This is a genomic window from Roseomonas acroporae (genome assembly GCF_023223525.1).
GTDB classification, from domain to species: Bacteria; Pseudomonadota; Alphaproteobacteria; order Acetobacterales; family Acetobacteraceae; genus Roseomonas_E; species Roseomonas_E acroporae.
Genome location: NZ_JALPRX010000089.1, coordinates 1 through 19,291, shown reverse-complemented (window position 1 = coordinate 19,291; position 19,291 = coordinate 1). Strand labels below are relative to the sequence as shown.

The following is a 19,291-nucleotide window of genomic DNA, read 5'->3' as shown; positions in this document are numbered from 1 at the left end:
GTCCACCGCCCCACCCTCCGCGAGGGATCGGGCAAGCCCGTCCGTAAGCGCTTCAAGGCCTACCCGATCGGCTTCTTTCACATAGACCTCGCCGAGGTCAGGGCAGAAGAGGACAAGCCCCACCTCTTCGTAGCCGTCGACCGCACCTCGAAGTTCGCCTTCGCCCAGCGGGCTCGCCTTTCAAGCGATCTGCAAGACCTGGTTGAGGCACCCATCCATCCTCTTGGTCGACCCGCACCGTCTCATCCGGGACCGAACAGTCGGACTGATACCGGCTGGCCTGCGGCGTTAACGGTGGCAGGCTCGATATAGCCCACCGTCGTCGCGTCGGTCGTGACGGGAACCTCAACGACATCTTCGGTAGCTGCGGCGTGCTGGGCCTGCCGCGTGCTCTCGGCGATCTCGGCAGCTGTGAACTCGACCGCAATGGCCACCTGAGCAAGATTGAGCGTCGCGAGGTTCGCGCCAGGGACCGGCGCACCAAGGAAATGCTTTGGCTGCCACGCCGTATCCACCCCATCCGGCACGCCTGCATGATCGAGCAGCACGTCGATCAGGATCGGTCCATCGGACGCGACATGGACCGCGATGACCCGGCTCACGCGCACGACGTCCCCGGTTGTGAGCAGGAAGCCGTAGGATCCGCGGACTCCCATCATATGCGCCGCGAACCAGACAGGCAGCAAGGTTGCCGCCACGTCAGGGTCGGTCACGCGCGTCCAGGTCGTCATCGCCTATTCTCCAGGGTTGTGCCGCCGCGGACCGGGCGCGGCTGGGTAAGGGAAGCTGCCGTGATCTCTTGGGGAATTCACGCGCTTGATGGAGGCGGGAGCCACACCGGAACAAAAGCCCTTTGCAACCAGTGGGCAAAAGGACGGACGGGAGACGGCGCCACTCTACCGTCTCCCATCGGATCGTTGTCACCGCCAGGATATCCGGCGATACCTGTAGACGAACTGCCAGCCGGCCTCCGGTCGGTTAGCCGCGGCAGGCGGCTGTGGCCACATCGGAGGTACAGCGATCCCTTGGAGTTGCCTCTCGGACGTGGCATTCGCCTGCCGCCTGAGTTGGAAGGCCAGCGCAAGCAACGCAGCGCCGAAAAGCAGCGCGTAGGCCCCGAGCCAGGCTGTCATGACGAGAGCGCCTGTCGCCGGAGCGCAGGCTAGCAGCACGCCCCAGAGGAGCGAAACAAGACCAGCAAGCCCCAGAACCCACTTGCCGTGGCTCCGATGAAGGCTGCCCGAGGCGGCCAGCATGGCCGCCCCGGACAGAATGGCCCAGGCGGCACTCAGGTACACGAAGGCCATGACCGTGGCATCCGGGGCCCAGAAGGCGATCACCCCGGCGCCAATACCCAGGAGGCCCTCGATCACGAGCGGCCACCAGTGTTCATGCTCCCGCGCGGCCCGGATCGCGGCGACAATCGCCAGGATGCCGTCCGCCAGGGTGTACGCGCCGAAGGCCAGGACCAGAGCGCGCATCGTGACGCCTGGCAGAGCCAGAGCGGTTATTCCGAGCAGCAGCGCGAGAGCACCACGGAGGGCAATGGCCCACCAGTTCCGCGCAAGCAGCGCACTCATCTGCTCACTGCGGGCGTTGGAGGTGAAGAACCAATCACGCATGGTCCGAAGCCTCCCTCATCATCTCAAGCGGCCCTTGGCGTGACCTCCTCCACATGGATCGGCGGGATGATGGCCAACCCATGGTCGGTGGCACTCACATGGACCCTGTCACCGTCGCGGATGTCTCCAGTCAGGATCATCTCCGCCAGCGTATTCTGCAGCTCACGTTGGATGACGCGCTTCAGAGGACGGGCACCGTAGGTCGGGTCGTAGCCCGCTTCGGCCAGCCACTCGAGCGCGCCGCGATCGACGTCGAGGGTAATTTTGCGGTCACCGAGCAGCTTGCGCAGCCGTCCGAGCTGAATATCGACGATGTTCGCCATATCGGTGCGCTGCAGGCGACGGAACAGGACGATCTCATCCAGCCGGTTCAGGAATTCCGGCCGGAAGTGCCGCCGCACCACCGCCATCACCTGGCCCTGCACCAGGACGGTGTCCTCACCGTCCGGCTGAGCCGCGAGAACATCGCTACCGAGATTGCTGGTCAGTACGATGATGGTGTTCTTGAAATCGACGGTCCTGCCCTGCCCGTCTGTCAGGCGGCCGTCATCGAGAACCTGGAGCAGGACGTTGAAAACGTCCTCATGGGCCTTCTCGACCTCATCGAACAGGATAACCTGATAGGGACGGCGCCGCACGGCCTCAGTGAGCACGCCGCCCTCATCATAGCCGACATAGCCCGGCGGCGCGCCGATCAGGCGGGAGACGCTGTGCTTCTCCATGAATTCGCTCATGTCGACGCGCACCATCGCCCGCTCGTCGTCGAACAGGAACTCCGCCAGCGCCTTGCAGGTCTCGGTCTTGCCGACACCCGTGGGGCCGAGGAACAGGAAGCTGCCGATCGGGCGGTTCGGGTCCTGCAGCCCGGCGCGCGCGCGCCGCACCGCATTGGCCACCGCGCGCAGGGCTTCTTCCTGGCCAACCACGCGGCGGCGCAGTTCGTCCTCCATGCGCAGCAGCTTGGCCCGCTCGCCCTCCAGCATCCGGTCCACCGGCACGCCGGTCCAACGGGAGACCACCGCGGCGATCTGCTCCTCGGTCACCGCTTCGTTGACGAGCTGGCCCTCACCCTGGCTACCGGCGATCTTCTGCTCCAGATCCGGGATGACGCCGTAGAGCAGTTGCGAAGCTCGGGCGAGGTCGCCCTGGCGCTGCGCGATCTCGACCTCGCTGCGAGCCTGATCGAGCTGCTCCTTCAGCTTCTGGGTCTCGGTCAGCTTCGTCTTCTCGGCCTGCCAGGCAACGGTCAGTGTGTTGGACCGCTCCTCAAGCTCGGCCAGCTCCTTTTCCAGCTTCTCGAGCCGGTCCCGGGAGGCTGGATCGTTCTCCTTGCGCAGTGCCTCGCGCTCGATCTTGAGCTGCATGAGACGGCGGTCGAGCTCGTCGAGCTCCTCCGGCTTGCTGTCCACCTGCATGCGCAGGCGGGAGGCAGCCTCGTCCACCAGGTCGATCGCCTTGTCCGGCAGGAAACGGTCGGTGATGTAGCGCTGGGATAGCGTCGCCGCTGCGACCAGGGCGGAATCGCTGATGCGCACGCCGTGATGGGCTTCGTACTTATCCTTGATGCCGCGCAGGATGGAGATGGTGTCCTCCACACTCGGCTCACCGACGAACACCGGCTGGAAGCGCCGCGCCAGCGCCGCGTCCTTCTCCACGTGCTTGCGGTACTCGTCGAGCGTGGTCGCGCCGATGCAGTGCAGCGCGCCACGGGCCAGCTCAGGCTTGAGAAGGTTGGAGGCGTCCATCGCGCCGTCCGACTTGCCCGCGCCGACCAGCGTGTGCATTTCGTCGATGAACAGGATCACCTCCCCCGCGGCCTGCTCGATCTCCTGCAGCACGCCCTTCAGGCGCTCCTCGAACTCGCCACGATACTTGGCACCCGCCACCATCGCGCCGAGGTCGAGCGCCAGCAGGCGCTTGTTCTTCAGCGCCTCCGGTACGTCCCCGTTGACGATGCGCAGCGCGAGGCCCTCGACGATGGCCGTCTTGCCGACGCCGGGCTCACCGATCAGCACGGGGTTGTTCTTGGTGCGGCGGGCCAGAACCTGGACCGTGCGGCGGATTTCCTCCTCCCGGCCGATCACCGGGTCGAGCTTACCCTCCCGGGCCAGCGCGGTGACGTCGCGGGCATACTTCTTCAGCGCGTCGAAGCTGGCCTCGGCGTTCTGGCTGGTGACCTTGCGGCCCTTGCGGATGTCGGTCAGGGCCTTGTCCAGGGCCTGCGGGGTGGCGCCGGCCTCGCGGAGGGCGCGAGCCGCGGGGCCGTCGGAGGCGGCAAGCGCCACCAGCAGGCGATCCTGCGCCACATACTCGTCACCGGCCTTCTGCGCGGCCTGCTCCGCCGCGTCCAGCACCCGGACCAGATCCGGCGTCGCCTGCGGCTGGCCGGCGCCGGAGCCCTGCACCTTGGGCAGCTTGGAGACCTCGAGGTCGATCGCCTGCCTGGCAGCCTGGGGATCGCCCCCGGCCGCCCGGATCAGGCCCGCTGCTGCCCCTTCCTCATCGTCCAGGAGTGCCTTCAGCAGATGCTCCGGCGTGATCCGCTGATAGAATTCCCGGATGGCGATGGTCTGCGCCGCCTGCAGGAAGCCCTGGGCCCGCTCGGTGAACTTTTGAATGTCCACGGTCAGCCTCCCTTCACCTCATCAGCCCTGGCCGCGCTTGCGGGTGTCGACCTCCTCGAACTCGGCGTCGACCACGTTGTCGGTGCCGCCCGCGCCGTTCCCAGCCGAGCTGCCCTGACCGGCGGACATGTCCTGGCCCGCGGCGCCGCGATGGACGGCTTCGCCGAACCGCGACAGCGCCTGGGACAGGGCCTCGGTCTGACGCTCGATCCGGTCGGCGTCGTCACCGCTGAGCACGTCCCGCAGCTGCCGGATCGCATCCTCCAGGCCCTGCCGCTCGGCAGCGTCGACCTTTCCGCCGTTCTCCTGCAGTTGCTTCTCGGCGGTATAGAGCAGCGCGTCGCCCTGGTTCCGCGCTTCGATGGCCGCCCGGCGCCGCTTGTCCTCACCGGCGTGCTGCTCGGCTTCGCGGACAAGACGTTCAATCTCCTGCTCGGACAGGCCGCCGCTGGCTTGGATCTTGATCTGCTGCTCCTTACCGGTCGCCTTGTCCTTGGCGCTGACGGAGACGATGCCGTTCGCGTCGATGTCGAAGGTCACCTCGATCTGCGGCATGCCACGCGGGGCGGGCGGGATGCCGACCAGGTTGAATTCACCCAGCAGCTTATTATCAGCCGCCATCTCGCGCTCGCCCTGGAATACGCGCACCGTGACGGCAGTCTGGTTGTCCTCGGCGGTGGAGAAGGTCTGGGACTTCTTCGTCGGGATGGTGGTGTTGCGGTCGATCAGCCGGGTGAATACCCCGCCCAGCGTCTCGATGCCCAGGGACAGCGGGGTCACGTCGAGCAACAGAACGTCCTTGACGTCACCGGTCAGGACACCCGCCTGTACGGCCGCGCCGACCGCGACCACCTCGTCCGGATTGACGTTGCGGGCCGGCTCCTTGCCGAAGAACTCCTTGACCGCCTCGATGACCTTGGGCATCCGGGTCATGCCGCCAACGAGGATCACCTCATCGATGTCCTTGGCGGTTACACCGGCGTCCTTCAGCGCGGCACGGCAGGGCTCGATCGTGCGCCGGATAAGATCATCAACCAAGCCTTCCAGCTTCGCACGGGTCAGCTTGACGAGGAGGTGCTTCGGTCCGGAGGCGTCTGCCGTGATGAAGGGCAGGTTGATCTCCGTTTCCTTCGCGGAGGAGAGCTCGATCTTTGCTTTCTCGGCGGCCTCTTTCAGGCGTTGCAGTGCGAGGCGGTCACGGCGCAGGTCGATGCCCTGCTCGCGCTGGAACTCGCCCGCGATGTAGTCGACGATGCGGGCATCAAAGTCCTCGCCGCCCAGGAAGGTGTCGCCGTTGGTGGACTTCACCTCGAAGACACCTTCGCCGAGCTCCAGAATGGAGATGTCGAAGGTGCCGCCGCCGAGGTCATAGACCGCCACCCGCCCGGTGCCCTTCTTCTCCATGCCATAGGCGAGCGCCGCCGCAGTCGGCTCATTGATGATGCGCAGGACCTCGAGGCCGGCGATGCGGCCCGCGTCCTTGGTGGCCTGGCGCTGGGCGTCGTTGAAGTAGGCCGGGACGGTGATGACCGCCTGGGTCACCTTGTCGCCGAGATAGGCCTCGGCGGTCTCCTTCATCTTGGTCAGCACATAGGCGCTGATCTGGCTTGGGCTGTAGCGCTTGCCTTGTACCTCGATCCAGGCGTCGCCGTTGTCGCCACGCACGATCTTATACGGCACCAGCCCCTTGTCCTTGGTGACGGTCGGATCGTCGAAGCGGCGCCCGATCAGGCGCTTGGCCGCGAAGATCGTGTTCTCGGGGTTGGTGACCGCCTGGCGTTTCGCGGCCATGCCAACGAGCACCTCACTGCCCTTGGTGAAAGCCACCATCGAGGGCGTGGTCCGCGCGCCCTCGGCGTTCTCGATGACCTTGGGGGTGCCACCCTCCATGACCGCTACGCAGGAGTTGGTGGTGCCCAGATCGATGCCGATGACCTTGGCTGCCATGTTACATCTCCGTCGCTCTGTTCCTTTCGTTGGTTCGATGTGTTGTCGCCGTCAGGCCTGGCCGGAAATCGACCGGGCCTGCGCGGCCGGCGACCCGGGGGCTTCCATCCAGCCGGCTCCGGACGGCAAGGTGATGTCACCCGGCATGGCCAGGGGCGAGAGCCGGCTCTGATGAGCCGGCCGGCGCGCCGAAAGGCGCGTTCCAGCCAGGTGCTCATAGATCGAGAGATACTCGCGGGCCATGCACTCGGCGGTGAAGCGCTGCTCGAAGGCCTGACGGACTGATTGCCGCTCAAGCCTCCCGACCATCTGGACCGCGTCGACCGCCTGGTCGATGGAGCTGACGATGAACCCCGAGACACCGTTCTCGATGACCTCCGGCACGGAGCCGCACCGGAAGGCGATGACCGGCGTGCCGCAGGACATCGCTTCGATCATCACCAGTCCGAACGGCTCGGGCCAGTCGATCGGGAACAGCAGGGCGAGCGCGTTGCCGAGGAACTCCGCCTTCTGATGCTCATTGATCTCGCCGATGAACTCGACGCGGGGGTTCCGCTCGATCATCGGCTTGATCACGTCGGACCAGTAATCGGCATCCGCCTTGTCGACCTTGGCCGCGATCTTGAGCGGGAGTCCTGTTCGTGCTGCGATCTCGATGGCCCGGTCCGGCCGCTTCTCTGGCGAGATCCGACCGAGGAAGGCGAGGTAGCCGCCCTCGCCGGTGGGACGGAATGGCAGGAGGTCACCCGGGAGGCCGTGCGGCACCGTCCCGACCCAGTTGACCGGCGGCATCGGCCAGCGCTGGGCATGGGAGATCGAGACCAGTGGGAACTCAGGGAACTCGGTGTAGAGGGGCTTCAGATCCGGAAGATCGAGGCGCCCGTGCAGCGTCGTCAACGTCCGCTTCGCCAGGCCACGGAACAGCGGAAAATGGAGCGCATCGGTATGGAAATGAAGGACGTCGAACTCGCTGGCTCGCTGGCGAACCTTCTCCAGCTGCACAACATGATAGGGTAGAGAGTCCTTCACCTTTGGATTGAGGCGCAGAGCCGTGTCGCAGCAAGGGACCAATTTCGCCTTGGTGATCGAATCACCGCTTGCGAAGAGCGTCACCTCATGGCCCTGGCGGACCAGCTCCTCGGTCAGATAGGAGACGACACGTTCGGTGCCGCCATAGAGCTTGGGTGGCACCCGCTCGTAGAGCGGTGCGATCTGAGCAATCCTCATCGACAACACCTCCTGCAAGAGCAAAGTGTCGGCAATGGAAGCGAACCGCGCGGCCCGTCATGTGGCACCGCGTCTTCCGTCCAGCTAAACAGTTAGTCCGTCGGCCGCCAAAGAAAAGACCCAGACGCGGTTTGGTTGCGCCAAAGATGGCAACCCGAGCCGCCGTCCGCGTCCTTCAGCGGGGGACGAAAGGCACTGCCTCCGCAGGTCAGTGCAGCAACCCGCTTTGTCTCAACCCGTCAAAGAGGAACTGCATGGCCAGGGCGGCCAGCAGGATCCCCGATACCCGCGCGATGACATTGATCCCGGTCCGCCCCATGAGCCGGAAGAGACGTTCGGCCGCCAGCATCGCGCCGCAGGTCAGGGCCATGATGGCCAGCAGGGCGAGAAGGACGACCACCATCTGGCCTGCGTTGTCCGCCTGGCCGGTGAGCAGGACGATGGCTGTCATGCTCCCGGGCCCGGCAATCAGCGGAATGGCGAGCGGGAAAACGGCGATATCGGGCTGCCCGGCGGCCTCCTCTTCCTCGCCAGGAGTAATGGAGGATAGCCCTGACGGCTTGGCGAAGAGGAGATCCCTCGCCAGGCCCAGCAGGAGGATACCGCCGGCAGCCCGAAACGCGGGCAAGCCGATCTGCAAGGCGCCCAGCAGGCGGTTTCCGCCGAGTGCAAAGGCCAGCAGGACCAGGAAGCCGATCACGCAGGCCCGCAGGGCCAACTGGCGCCGCTGCTCCGGCGAGGCGTTGACCGCCAGCACGAAGAACATCGAGGCGACCTCGAAGGGAGCCACCGTCACGAACAGCATGACGAGGGCCGAGATGGCTGTGTCGGTCAACATCAGGCAGCCAAGGGTTCAACCTTCCCGGTCAAGACGGCCAGTTCCTCAGCGCTCAGAGTTTCCTTGACCAGGAGCTCCTTCGCAGTCCGGTGCAGGATGTCGATCCGCTCCTGCAGGATGTCGGAGGCCCGGCTGAACGCCTTCTGAACGAGATCCTGGACCAGCCGGTCAATGGTCTGGGCCGTCGCCTCGCTGTAGGCCCGTTGCGGCTGCTCGAAGGCAGGCGGGGCCGCGCCGAGGAAACTGCGCTGCTCGCGCTCGAAGGTGACCGGGCCGAGCTCCTCCGCCATGCCGAAGCGGGTCACCATGGCCCGGGCGATATCGGTGACCCGCTGCAGGTCGTCGGCTGCACCGGTCGAGACCCGGTTGAAGACCAGCACCTCCGCGGCCCGGCCGCCGAGGAGAACGGCCATCTTGTTCTCCAGCTCCTCCCGGCTCATCAGGAACCGGTCCTCGGTTGGCCGCTGGATCGTGTATCCCAGCGCGCCCACGCCCCGCGGAATGATCGAGACCTTGTGGACGGGGTCCGTGTCAGGCAGCGACAGCGCGACCAGGGCATGTCCCATCTCATGGTAGGCGACCGTCTCACGCTCCCGCGGGTTGAGCACACGGGTCTTGCGGGCAAGACCGGCCACCACCCGTTCCACCGCCTCGTTGATATCGGACATGTCGACCTGATCCGCCCCACGCCGGGTGGCGAGCAACGCCGCCTCGTTCACGACATTGGCCAGATCCGCCCCGGTTAGCCCGGGCGTCAGCTCAGCCAGCCGGTCGGCGGTGACCTCGGGCGCTGCCTTGATGCGCTTGAGGTGGAGTTGGAGGATGGCAGCGCGAGCGGGCTTGTCCGGGCGGTCCACCAGGACCTGGCGGTCGAACCGGCCGGCCCGCATCAGCGCGGGATCCAGCACCTCGGGCCGGTTGGTGGCGGCCAGCAGGACCACGCCGGTCCGTGGATCGAAGCCGTCCAGCTCCACCAGGAGCTGGTTCAGGGTCTGCTCCTTCTCGTCATGGCCGCCAAAGCCATAGGCGCCGCGGGCGCGGCCGAGCGCATCCAGCTCATCGATGAAGATAATGGCCGGCGCCTTGTCACGCGCTTGCAGGAACAGGTCCCTGACGCGTGCCGCGCCGACCCCTACGAACATCTCCACGAACTCGGAGCCAGAGATGGAGAAGAAAGGCACGCCTGCCTCGCCCGCCACGGCCCGGGCGAGCAGCGTCTTGCCCGTGCCCGGTGGGCCGACCAGCAGCACGCCTTTCGGCACGCGCGCACCCAGCCGCCCATATCCCTCCGGATCCTTCAGGAAGGCGACGATCTCCTTCAGCTCGTCCTTGGCCTCGTCGGCCCCGGCCACGTCAGCGAAGGTCGTCCTGGTGTCGCTCTCGACATAGATCTTGGCGCGCGACCGGCCGATGGACATCAGCCCGCCATCCATCCCGAGATTGGACACGGCGCGCCGCCAGACCAGTGCCCACACGAGATAGAAGACGACGATCGGCAGCAGCCAGGACAGCAGGTTGGACCAGAAGGTGTTCGGCACGGCGCCTGTGAAGGTGATGCCGGCAGCCTCCAGCTCCTTTGCGATGTCCTCGGGCACCGCTGTTGTCTCGAATAACCGGCGGCCGTCCGCGTTGGGCGATTTTAATGTGCCAAAAAGGCGGGAGCCGGAGATCTGGACGGAGGCAACCTTCTGCTCGCGAACCAGCTGGCGGAACTCGCTGTAGGGAATCGGCTGCACGGCCTGGCTGGCCGCCCACCAGCTCTGCAGCAAGGTGATAACGATGAAGGCTGCGATCCAGTATCCGGCATGCGCCCCCAACTGCTGCTTGTTTGGCTTACGCCCGTCCGGATTCAACCGAAACACCTGCCGGAACCAGTCACGTACCCGGCTCAGCCAAGCGGTGCCCGACTGCACCGGCGGCTTCGCCTTCGTGACCTGGGGAGCATCGCTTGGCATGTCCGTCCTCCTTTAGATGTCAGGACCGCTGTCCGTCGCCGCTGGTCGTTTCGAACTCTGGCAGGACGACGCCGGTCCGCGGGTCGACCAGCACGGTCCGCCGGCGGCCGTCGAAGTCCTCCGCCGTCGCGCGCACGAAGTCGCCCTCGCGGCGCAGATCAGAGACATGACGCCAGCCGTCGGCGGCCAGTGCGTTCAAGGCCTCGGCGTAGGCGAAGTCCGTCCCCTCGCCCAGGTTGGCGTTACGCGCGTCGGGCATGCCCGCATGAGCCGTAGCCGTCGCAAGACAGGCCAGGCTGAACAGCAGGATGGCAAGGCGGCTCATGGCGACCTCCTATGCCATCCTGCTCCCGTGCATGTGGGGCCAGATCACGTCGAGCGCCGCGGCAAGCAGCACGGCAGCACCAACCATCACATGGCTCCACATCGCGGGTTGGTTGGTGGAGAAGTGCCCCACCCACGGTGCGCAGATCGCCCAGATACCGATGGTGGCCTCGCCACCCACGGTCCAGGCGTTCCGGCCACTGGAGCTGCGCCATGAAGCCACCGCGTACACGGCCAGCATGCCGGCCGCCAGCCATGCGCTCCAGGCCGCGGGCCAGTCACTGGTGAAGCCGAAGCCCCAGGGCGCCAGGAACAGACAGGCGGCGGCCACCAGATTGACGATCTCAATAGGCTTGTCTTTGCTCCTCATCGATATGTTCATCGCACTCCTCCATTGGAGACACGGTGAAGTACGCAGGGACTACCTGAGGCCGACTGGCCCGCACCCTGGCGGGTCCTGCCTCCGGCATGCTCAAGGCCTCCGTGCGTTCGGGACAGATCATGCGACACGCCGCCCCTCATTGACCTGCACCGGAGCGGAAGCATTGGCCGCAGGTCTCGCCGAGCCGCGGTGCAGGAAGGTCACTCGCGAGCTCGCGCCGTCCGGCTCCCCCCGCCTCCGCTCTGCTACCGGCAGATGCGTCGGCTCCTGGACCTCATAGGAAAGTCCCTCGCGCTCCGCATAGGCGACGGCCGCCTCCCGGCTCGGGAAGTGGAGCCGCACATGACGGAGCGGGTCAGTACCGCCGATCCAGCCCATCAGCGGCTCTTTGAACGAAGGCGAGCGTGGCGTGAACTCCAAGATCCACTGCCGCGCCCGGGCCCGGCCCGACGACAGGACGGACGGGCCTGGACACCGGATAATCGCATGAGCATCGGACGGGAAAGCCCGCGATGCGAGCGCCGGGAACCGATCATTCGCCGGCGATCCCTGAGGAACGGCATGCCCGAAGGCTTCCGCCGCAACCGTGGTGGTACTGTTCTGCGACATCTGCATCACCTTCAGCCATCGGCTGCCTCGAGCGGCGGGCACGCAGCGGTGTTTGCACTGTGGCCCTACCGCCACGTGCCGCTGACGAGCGCTCGAGGATGCAGCCGGTTATCCGCCGTGGCCCGTGTCGATCTGTGCCGGCCGGGCTTGGCCGCCGGCAATCTCGATCCGCCTTGGCTTCATGGCGTCCGGAATTTCACGGGCGAGATCGATGACCAGCATGCCATCCTTCAGCTCGGCGCCCCTGACCTGGACGTAGTCAGCCAGATGGAACACTCGCCGGAATGGCCGCTGAATCATGCCCTGGTAGAGAAAGCCCTTGCCACGCGCCTCGCTGTCCGCCTTCTTGCCGCTGACGGCCAACAGATTGGGCTGCAAGATGATGTCGAGATCGTCCGGACCGAAGCCAGCAACCGCCAGGGTGATTCGGTAGGCGTCCTGGCCCGTCTTCTCGATGTTGTAGGGCGGGTAGTCGTCCGCCGGCTCTGGAAGCCTGCTGCCTTCCAGGAGCTTGAGCAGGCGGTCAAAGCCGATCGAAGACCGCGCAAGAGGAGCAAGATCCGTGAGCTCCATAGCCATATCCTCCACTGAGCAACATGGGTATGAGCAGAAGGCGCCTTCGCGGCGCCAGCCAGACCCGCAACGTGGCGTCTGGCGCCCAGCGAGCTAGGTAGCTGCCGACTTCGTTTCAAGAGGGTTGGAACCCCGGGACCTTCGAAGCGGTCAGACAGACCCGGTCGGATGCGTTGCCTCGACGGGCGAGGTCTGCCACCGCGCAATGGAAGCCCCCGGACGCTGTATCGTGGGACAGCGGCGCAGAAGCCAGGCAGCCGCTCCCGCGGTCAGGTCACGACATGCATGGTGAGACTGGAGGTAGGTGCGGCCAGTATTCCTCCGGGATCATTCCACTTTCGATCGCTCGTCGCGTTGAGCCGTGGAGGCAGGGCCTGAGGAGACCACCAAGTCAGGAAGCACGCCGGCCGCTATGGCCGTTCCCACCGCGGAGGAGGCACTCGCCGTCGATCATGAGGCGTCGAGACAGGACGGCTGCGTATCTCATCGCGCTATGTCGATGCGCCCGACACGGCGACCGACCCTACGGTCAGGGCGCCTGCCTTGGGACCATTCCTTTCCGGCAAGCCACTTGGCCAGAACGACGGGCTGCGCCCGCCTCAACCCTCAGGCTCCGTCGGGCCGCAAGCTCGTGGATAGCGGTCCAATGATGTTGTCCCACAACGGCGGACGGGCACCGTCGCGGCTCGCTGAGGGCCGGCAGGGTCTCTGCCGGCTGCCAGGTTGGCTGTCCAAGACAGCCCTCAGCGGATAGGCCCGGAAAGACCGGGGCTGACGCCAGAGCGACTCCGATCTGATCCGGGTTGCTGCACTGCGACAAAGAGGCTCTGGCCGTCGCGCAGCAGCCGGAGCGCCACGGCGCCGCCATTCGCCCGCGCAGCCTGGCGGATGGCGCTCACCACCGCGTCCGGACTATCTACCCGCTTGCTCCCGACGGCCGTGATGATGTCGCCCGGACGCAGTCCCGCCTCGGCTGCCGGGCTGCCTGGCCGCACGCCGGCGACCACCGCGCCTTCCGTGCCGGGCGGGATCTCGGCCCCAGCCCGGCGTGCCTCCTCCACTGTCGCCAGCGCGATGCCCAGCCGTCCACGGCTCCCGCCCACCTCCTCCTCGCCCCCTACCTCGTCCGCCCCGCGGTCCTGTAGAGCGGCGACCCGGACGGAGAGCTGCCGGTCCTCGCCGTTCCGGCGCGCGGTCAGTGTTGCCTCTGTGCCGGGCCGCAGGTCGGCGACGGCGCGAGCGAGATCGCGGGGGGAGCGCACGGGCTGGTCGTTCACCGCCGTCACCACATCACCAGGCTGCAACCCCGCGCGTGCGGCGGGGCTGTTCTCTTCCACCTGAGCAACGAGCGCGCCCTCGGGCTTCGCCAGGTGCAGCGCGCGGGCCATGGTCAGGTCCACCGGCTGCGTCATGGCGCCAATGTAGCCGCGCTCCACGTGCCCGTTCTGCCGCAGTTGGGCCACCACGCTCTTCACGAGATTGGAGGGAATGGCAAAGCCGATGCCGATGGAGCCGCCGGAGGGGCTGAAGATCGCGGTGTTCACGCCAATCACCGTGCCGTCCAGCGCGAAGAGCGGACCGCCGGAATTGCCGCGGTTGATGGGCGCATCGATCTGCAGGAAGTCGTCATAGGGACCGCTGTGGATGTCGCGCCCGCGGGCGGAGAGGATGCCGGCCGTCACTGTGCCACCCAGCCCAAAGGGATTGCCGACGGCGATCACCCAGTCACCCGGCCGCGCCCTATCGGAGTCGCCAAGATTCAGGAAGGGGAGCGGCACGCCGGCATCGACCTTCAGTAGCGCCAGATCGGTGCGCGGGTCACGGCCGACGATGCGGGCCGGCAGCTCGCGCCCGTCATCCAGCGTCACCTCCACCTCGGTCGCGTCCTTCACCACGTGGTTGTTGGTGACGATGTAGCCGTCAGCATCCACGATGAAGCCAGAGCCAAGTCCCCGCACCTGCCGCGCCGGGGCATCATCCCCGCCGCCGAAATAGCGGCGGAACATGCGGTCCTGCGGCGAGCCCGGCGGGAAGGGCGACATGCCCATCTCAGCCCCGCTGCGTGCGGTCGTGGTGATGGTGACAACGGCCGGGCGGACCTTGGCGACGAGGTCACCGAAGCCGGGCAGCACGACCTGAGGGGCAGCTACGGCGGGGGCGCCCGGCTGCGTCTGGGTTGGCGCCGCGCTCTGCGCGTAGGCACGAACGGGGAGCCAGCCGGCGGCATCGAAGACCGCCGTTCCGGCCAGCAACACCGCCGCAAGCGCCGCGCCGCGGCGGCGGCAGGACAATGGGCTCATTCCGCGTGATCCTCCGTGTTTGGGGGCGAGTGATGCCCTGCCGCGACGGGACGCGCGCTCCGGAGCCCCTCAAGGGCCGATAGGACCTTCAGCTTTGTCTCCTCGGGCAGAGCCTGGTTCAGCGCGACGCAGAGCAGTGAATAGCGGCGCCGTGTCTCGTAAAGCTGATCGAGCAGCGAGAGCACCATTGGCAGGACCTCGTCGCCGACCGCCAACTCGGTCCGCAACTCGTGGATCAGCCGAACCCGGGCGACATCGATCTCGCGGAACAGATACCGCCCTGGGGTGCCTTCGGCCTGAATCCAGGCGTTCTCGATCCACCGCTCGACCGCGCTCCGGTCCAGCCCCACGACCGAGCGGCACAGGGTCTCGATGGTGATCATGCTTCCCCCGTCATCGCACGGCGCGGGTTCGCCGCGTGGCACGGCGCCCAGTCCCGCAGAAAGCGCTCGAGATCCTGGTCGACCTCACCCAGCACGACCTTCAGGGTGACGTACTGGTCACCGGCCGGGCGGCCGGCATGGGCCGGCACGCCCTTGCCGCGCAGCCTCAGCTGCGCACCGGTGTCGGACCGCTTGGGCACGGTCACACTGACGTTCCCGGTTGGGGTCGGGACCGTGATCTTGCCGCCCAGGACGGCCTCCGCCACGGTCACCGGGACCTCGACATGGATGTCGTCGCCCTCGCGCCGGAAGAACGGATGCGGAGCGATCTGGATCTCGATCAGGGCGTCGCCGGCAGGCCCGCCATTCAGGCCCGGGCTCCCCTGCCCTTTCAGGCGCATGACCTGGCCATCCTCGATGCCAACCGGAATGCGGACGTCCAAACTCCGCCCATCGGGCAGGGTGAGCGCCCGGGTCGCTCCGCGGATCGCATCGAGCAGATCGACCGTCATCCGGTAATGCTGATCCCGACCTCGCATCCGGACATTCGGCCCAGATCTGCCCTGCGCGGTCCTGCCGAACAGATCCGCGAAGACATCGCCGAAATCGTCCTCCCCAAAATCGGTCGCGAAGCCGCCCTGCGGTCTGTCCCCCGGGCGGTAGCGCGCCCCCTCACGGCCCTCGGCGAAGCCGCGATAGAAGTTCCGCTCGGGCCGCTCCTGGCCGGAGGCGTCGATCTCGCCGCGGTCAAATCGCGCCCGCTTCTCCGGGTCGGAGAGCAGGTCATTGGCGGCGGACACCTCCTTGAAGCGCTCCTCGGCCTGCTTGTCCCCGGGATTGAGGTCGGGGTGGTGTTTCCGGGCAAGCTTGCGGTACGCGGAGCGGATCTCCGCCTCGCTGGCGTCCCGCTTGAGCCCAAGAGTTTGGTACGGGTCCTTTTCGGCCATCGTTCGCTCGGCCTATACGCGGCCTCCCACCTCTTCGATGCGAGCAAGCAGATCTGTCGTGTCCCGCAGACGCCGACAGCCGCGATTCACCTGGACCTTTACATTGGTCGGCGGCGTCATTGTCGGCGGCGCGGGCAAGCCCAGTCGATCACCGGGCGTTTGGGCGCGGCGGTCTCTCACGGTAGGCCTCCTGCGAGACGCTGCTCCAGGAGAAGGAACAGCACGAGCAGACCGAAGGCCCACGATGCCCACAGCTCCGGGTGCGCCGGCCAGCCACCGAACTGGACAGGTGACCAAGACGACGAGCGGCTGGGGCGCAGCCAGTACCGCAGGCGCCGCCACGTCGTGCCCAGATGCCCGCGAAGCTGCGCTCCAGCCGAAGCGAGCGCGTGCTGACGCAATCCGTCTTTCCGACTCCTCATAGCCATATCCTCCCGTCGAGCAACATGGATACGAGTTGAGAGCCCCGCCCACCGAGCGGCGCGGGGTGAAGTTGGAGCTAGAATTCTCGCATCGGATTTCAACGGCCGGGGCCTCGTTCAGCCACGGTCCGCGTCCGCCCTCCTCCCCTGCCATGGCACGTGATGCCGGTGCTGCGGGACGCGTCGATGCTGTTCGGATTGGACGCAACATTGGACGTTTCCTAAAGCTGCGCCCGAATGGCGACCCCATTCTGGCCGGTTCCGTCGGCGAAGGCCACGACCCGCTCCCCCATGCGCTCGAAGGTCAGGTCCACCTGTTCCTGGCCAACGATGAGACGGCGCAGCGAGAGGCGGTTCACGCTGCTTGGCAAGCGCGGACGATCGATGCGGATCTCCCCGCGCCAGCCATCGACGCTCAGGCCGAGGCACGCCTGCAGCAGCATGAACAGGGATCCTGCCGCCCAGGCCTGCGGCAGGCAGGCCACCGGATACGGGATCGGCGGCTCACCGGAGGAGCGGGGAAAGCCACAGAAGAGTTCCGGCAGGCGCATGTCGAACTGCACGGCGGCCTCGAACATCTGGTCCAGGAGCCGGACCGCCTGGTCGCGGGCACCGTAGCGGGCCATTCCCGCAGCACAGATCGCGGAGTCATGCGGCCAGACCGAGCCGTTGTGATACGACATCGGGTTGAACCGGGCCTGACCGCTGGCCAGCGTGCGAATGCCCCAGCCCGAATTGAACCGGCCGGACATGAGACGTGCTGTCACTTTCGCGGCGCGCTCAGGTGTGGCCAGACCCGTGAAGAGCAGGTGTCCTGCATTCGAGGCCAGCACCCGGCACAGTTCGCCCCGACCATCCAGCGCCAGCCCGTAGAAGCCCTCCGGCTCCATCCAGAACCGCTGCTCGACGGCCGCCCTTAGCCTCTCGGCCTTCTGGCGCCAGTGCCGGGATGCCTCCGTCTTGCCCAGGCGTTGCGCAAGATCGGCCATGGCGAGCAGGGCAGCAAAGACATACCCTTGCACTTCCACCAGCGCGATCGGACCTTCCGGGAATCGGCCATCGGCATGGAAGACGGAATCCCCGCTGTCCTTCCAGCCCTGGTTGGCGAGCCCCGTGCTGGCGGCACGGGCGTAGTCGAGGAAGCCGTCCTTGTCGGAATCCCCGGCGCCCTCCACCCATTCGATGGCCGAGACCAATGCCGGCCAGAGGTTCTCGACGAAGGCAATGTCGCCCGTTCGGTCGGCATAGGCGCCGGCCAGGACGACAAAGAGCGGCGTGGTGTCGACCCCGCCGTAGTATTCTCCGAATGGCACCTCCCGCAGCGCCGTCATCTCACCCTTGCGGGTTTCGTGCATGATCTTGCCGGGTGCGGAGTCGCGGAATGGCGACGTTTCATGCGCCTGGCTTTGCGCGAGGAAGGCCAGGACACCACGGGCGAGCGCAGGATTGAGCCAGAGGGTCTGCAGCGCCGTGACCACGGCGTCCCTTCCGAAGGGTGTGGAGAACCAGGGTATCCCCGCATACGGGTAGGGGCCTGTCGGCAGTTCGGTCGTGAGAAGGGCAAGGTCGGCCTGGGAGCGATCGATCCAGGCGTTGAACAGCCGGCTTTGCGTGATCACGCGTGCGCCGCGCAGGCGAACGCGGCGTGCGAGTGACCGGGCCGCGGCCGCCGCGGCGCGAAAGCGCGCACGGCCGGGCCGCTCCTCCTCGCCGCAGCCGATCTCCAGGTAGAGCTCCGTCGAGCCTGCCTCCGGAATCTCGATCACGAACTCGGCGCTGTCGGGCATGAGACGAAGCGGCGCCTCGGAGAAGGCGACTGATGTCGCACGATGCACGCCATCCAGGCCTGTGTACTGGAGGAGCACATGCGCTTCACCGACCTTCGGCGGCAGCAGGCGGCCACGTGCCGCGCGGGGCTGGCCCCGCACCTCGAACATGTCCCGGTAATCGGCCCCGAACGCGATAGAGATCGGTAGGGCCACCATCGCGCTGCCGAAGTTGGTGAACCGGAGCCGCTCGTGGATCCGGTCGTTCCAGAGCAGACGCTTACGCTCGATATGGATGACGCCCTCCGGCGTCGGCGGTCCACCGAGCGGTGGCAGGGGCGAGTTCGTCAGATGCGCCGTGAAGAAGACGTTGTCATGGCTGACGGCTGTGCCGAGGTGCCATGGCGTCTTGCCGCCGATCTCCAATGTCAGGCGGGACAGGATGCGGGTGTCGTTATGGAACAGCCCGTCATCGCCGGTGCCGATGTCGCCCAGAGCATCCGCGACCAGGAAGGTGTCGCCCTGCTTGAGAACGAACTTCCGGGCGGACGAGCGTGGTTTGTCAGCAGCGTCTTTGCCCTGCTGCTCGACGGGAAACGACAGAAGAGTGGTCATCTCGCACGGTCTCGTTCGGACGACCCAGGAACACCCAAGGCTGTGCCAATCGCCTTGGCACGGACTCCTGTGGCAAGACGGAAGGCGCCGCCGGTCACGCCTGGACCGGCCGCCCCAAGATCTGCGTGCATGGATGGCTGTCCCGCTAGGCTGCGATCCTCTGCTCCTCGGGCGCTGTGACGGCGAGAGGCCGTGCAAGCCGGAAGGCCGGTTCCCTCGCCAGCGGGTCCGCGCCGCCCTGCCGGATCATTCCAGCCTTGAGCAGAGGCGCCAGGGCTGCCGCGAGACGGAGCCTGTTGCCTTCGAAACCAGCGTGCAGCATGAGGCTGGAGGCTGGGATGGCCCGGCCGTCCGGCCCGAACTGACGGAATACCTTGAGGAGCCGCTCCGCGTCATTGGCGCGGGCCGCCGAGGCCACTCCATTCATGGCGGGCCTCCTCAGCGAACGCTGAGGTGGGAGATGAGGCCCCGGCACCACCGCTCGTAGAAGCCGCGTCCGCGCTGCTTCCAGCGGTGAATCAGAGATCCGAACTTCGACATCCACATCCTCCATTGAGCAACATGGACCTGCGAATTGACGCCGGCAGAGCCGGGCCAGACCCGGTATGGCATCTGGCGGCAGGCCAGATAGTTCATGCCAAAGTACTTTCAAGGTTCCTTGCTGCTGGAACGAGGTCCTGCCGGGCAGGATCGTGAATTGGCTTCGTAACCTATTGGCCCGCGAGTGACGCGACATATCTCCACAAGCATCCGGTGG

The 19,291-nt window shown here is 66.7% G+C and carries 15 protein-coding genes and 1 pseudogene; 1 reads left to right on the top strand and 15 read right to left on the bottom strand.

Going from position 1 to position 19,291, the window contains the following annotated elements; genetic code table 11:
- Nucleotides 1-33 precede the first annotated feature (33 nt).
- Nucleotides 34-168, top strand: a pseudogene (locus M0638_RS19465) (IS481 family transposase); the annotation flags it as partial.
- 74 nt (nt 169-242) lie between these two features.
- On the opposite strand, the gene M0638_RS19460 reads toward M0638_RS19465, so the two are convergent.
- The 15 genes from M0638_RS19460 to M0638_RS19390 form a co-directional block, all read right to left on the bottom strand.
- Entirely contained in the window at nt 243-731 is a 489-nt protein-coding gene (locus tag M0638_RS19460) for a hypothetical protein (protein ID WP_248668673.1), read from the bottom strand.
- A 189-nt stretch (nt 732-920) separates the two neighbouring features.
- Nucleotides 921-1,622 carry an HdeD family acid-resistance protein gene (locus M0638_RS19455; RefSeq protein ID WP_248668672.1) on the bottom strand — a complete coding sequence of 234 codons (702 nt, stop codon included), beginning with the start codon at nt 1,620-1,622 and terminating at the stop codon, nt 921-923.
- Between the two features lie 23 nt (nt 1,623-1,645).
- Nucleotides 1,646-4,246 (bottom strand): ATP-dependent chaperone ClpB, encoded by a 2,601-nt coding sequence (clpB, locus tag M0638_RS19450; RefSeq protein ID WP_248668671.1) that lies wholly within the window; start codon nt 4,244-4,246, stop codon nt 1,646-1,648.
- A 21-nt stretch (nt 4,247-4,267) separates the two neighbouring features.
- Entirely contained in the window at nt 4,268-6,193 is a 1,926-nt protein-coding gene (gene dnaK, locus M0638_RS19445; RefSeq protein WP_248668670.1) for a molecular chaperone DnaK, read from the bottom strand.
- 51 nt (nt 6,194-6,244) lie between these two features.
- Entirely contained in the window at nt 6,245-7,420 is a 1,176-nt protein-coding gene (locus tag M0638_RS19440; protein WP_248668669.1) for a glycosyltransferase family 4 protein, read from the bottom strand.
- A 208-nt stretch (nt 7,421-7,628) separates the two neighbouring features.
- A complete protein-coding gene (locus tag M0638_RS19435; protein WP_248668668.1) occupies nt 7,629-8,258 on the bottom strand; it encodes a MarC family protein in 630 nt (209 codons plus the stop codon).
- Nucleotides 8,258-10,213: an ATP-dependent zinc metalloprotease FtsH gene (gene ftsH, locus M0638_RS19430; protein ID WP_248668667.1), complete on the bottom strand. Its 1,956-nt coding sequence runs from the start codon at nt 10,211-10,213 to the stop codon at nt 8,258-8,260. The genes M0638_RS19435 and ftsH overlap by 1 nt, the downstream gene beginning before the upstream one ends.
- Nucleotides 10,214-10,232: 19 nt before the next feature.
- Nucleotides 10,233-10,538: a hypothetical protein gene (locus M0638_RS19425; protein WP_248668666.1), complete on the bottom strand. Its 306-nt coding sequence runs from the start codon at nt 10,536-10,538 to the stop codon at nt 10,233-10,235.
- 9 nt (nt 10,539-10,547) lie between these two features.
- Entirely contained in the window at nt 10,548-10,919 is a 372-nt protein-coding gene (locus tag M0638_RS19420; protein WP_248668665.1) for an SPW repeat protein, read from the bottom strand.
- 117 nt (nt 10,920-11,036) lie between these two features.
- Nucleotides 11,037-11,528 carry an NADH dehydrogenase ubiquinone Fe-S protein 4 gene (locus tag M0638_RS19415; RefSeq protein ID WP_248668664.1) on the bottom strand — a complete coding sequence of 164 codons (492 nt, stop codon included), beginning with the start codon at nt 11,526-11,528 and terminating at the stop codon, nt 11,037-11,039.
- 108 nt (nt 11,529-11,636) lie between these two features.
- Nucleotides 11,637-12,101: an Hsp20 family protein gene (locus M0638_RS19410; RefSeq protein WP_248668663.1), complete on the bottom strand. Its 465-nt coding sequence runs from the start codon at nt 12,099-12,101 to the stop codon at nt 11,637-11,639.
- 743 nt (nt 12,102-12,844) lie between these two features.
- On the bottom strand, nt 12,845-14,401 hold the full coding sequence (locus tag M0638_RS19405; RefSeq protein WP_248668662.1) for a DegQ family serine endoprotease: 1,557 nt from the start codon (nt 14,399-14,401) through the stop codon (nt 12,845-12,847).
- Nucleotides 14,398-14,784, bottom strand: coding sequence for a chaperone modulator CbpM (locus M0638_RS19400; protein ID WP_248668661.1), 387 nt, complete (start codon nt 14,782-14,784; stop codon nt 14,398-14,400). Before M0638_RS19400 ends, M0638_RS19405 begins: the two co-directional genes overlap by 4 nt.
- Nucleotides 14,781-15,731, bottom strand: a complete 951-nt coding sequence (locus M0638_RS19395; protein ID WP_248668660.1) for a DnaJ C-terminal domain-containing protein — start codon at nt 15,729-15,731, stop codon at nt 14,781-14,783. The genes M0638_RS19400 and M0638_RS19395 overlap by 4 nt, the downstream gene beginning before the upstream one ends.
- Before the next feature lie 643 nt (nt 15,732-16,374).
- A complete protein-coding gene (locus tag M0638_RS19390; RefSeq protein ID WP_248668659.1) occupies nt 16,375-18,534 on the bottom strand; it encodes an amylo-alpha-1,6-glucosidase in 2,160 nt (719 codons plus the stop codon).
- Nucleotides 18,535-19,291 lie beyond the last annotated feature (757 nt).